General features: G+C 63.3%; 1 pseudogene. It reads left to right on the top strand.

Annotation, left to right across the window (positions count from 1 at the left end):
* Positions 1 to 1061, top strand: a pseudogene (locus FV230_RS28640) (IS3 family transposase); the annotation flags it as partial.
* Between the last annotated feature and the right edge of the window lie 2 nt (positions 1062 to 1063).

Raw genomic sequence — 1063 nt, 5'->3', positions numbered from 1 at the left:
TACTACCGGTGGCGGCGTGAGTTTGGCGGCCTGAAGTCGGATCAAGTTCGACGGATGAAGAGTCTTGAGACCGAGAATTCTCGGCTTCGAAAGGCCATCGCCGATCTCACCCTCGACAAGCTGATCCTGCAGGAGGCGTCCCGGGGAAACTTCTGAGCCCCGCGCGCCGACGCGCCTGTGTCGAGCACATCCAGCTGACGATGAACATCTCCGAGCGCCGTGCCTGTCGGGCGCTCGGACAGCATTGCTCGACACAGCGCAAGGTGCCGCGGGGCCGCGATGATGAAGAGGCGCTGACAGCCGATCTCGTGGCGTTGGCCGAGAAGTACGGGCGCTACGGCTACCGCAAGATCAGTGCGTTGCTGAAGGCGGCCGGATGGTTCGTCAACGACAAGCGTGTCGAGCGCATTTGGCGACGTGAGGGGCTGAAGGTCCCAGCCAAACAGCCCAAGCGAGGGCGGATCTGGGACAACGACGGCTCCTGCGTCCGTCTTCGCCCGGAACACCGCAATCACGTGTGGTCGTATGACTTTGTCGAGGCGCGCACGCATGACGGGCGCAAGATCCGGATGCTCAACGTGGTCGACGAGTTCACGCACGAATGCCTGGCGATCCGGGTCGCCCGTAAGCTGAAGGCAACCGACGTCATCGACGTGCTCTCGGATCTGTTCATCGTGCGTGGCGTACCTGGCCATATCCGTTCGGATAACGGCCCGGAGTTCGTTGCGAAGGCCCTCCAAGCTTGGATCACCGGCGTCGGAGCAAAGACGGCCTACATCACGCCAGGCTCACCGTGGGAGAACGGCTACGTCGAAAGCTTCAACGCGCGGCTTCGCGACGAACTCCTGAACGGCGAGATCTTCTACACACTCAGGGAAGCGCAGGTCGTCATCGAAAGCTGGCGACGTCACTACAACGGCGTGCGCCCGCATGCCTCTCTGGGATACCGACCGCCGGCCCCGGAGGTGTTCATGCCAGCCTTCTCCGCTTGGCCGGCTGCGCTTGCCAGACCAGCTCCGCCGGCCAAGCTACCCGTGGCGGAGCGGCCCACCGTGCACTAACT

Source organism: Methylobacterium sp. WL6, assembly GCF_008040095.1.
Lineage (GTDB): Bacteria > Pseudomonadota > Alphaproteobacteria > Rhizobiales > Beijerinckiaceae > Methylobacterium.
Note: the sequence above shows the minus strand (reverse complement) of the source record. Positions and strands in the feature narration are given on the sequence as shown.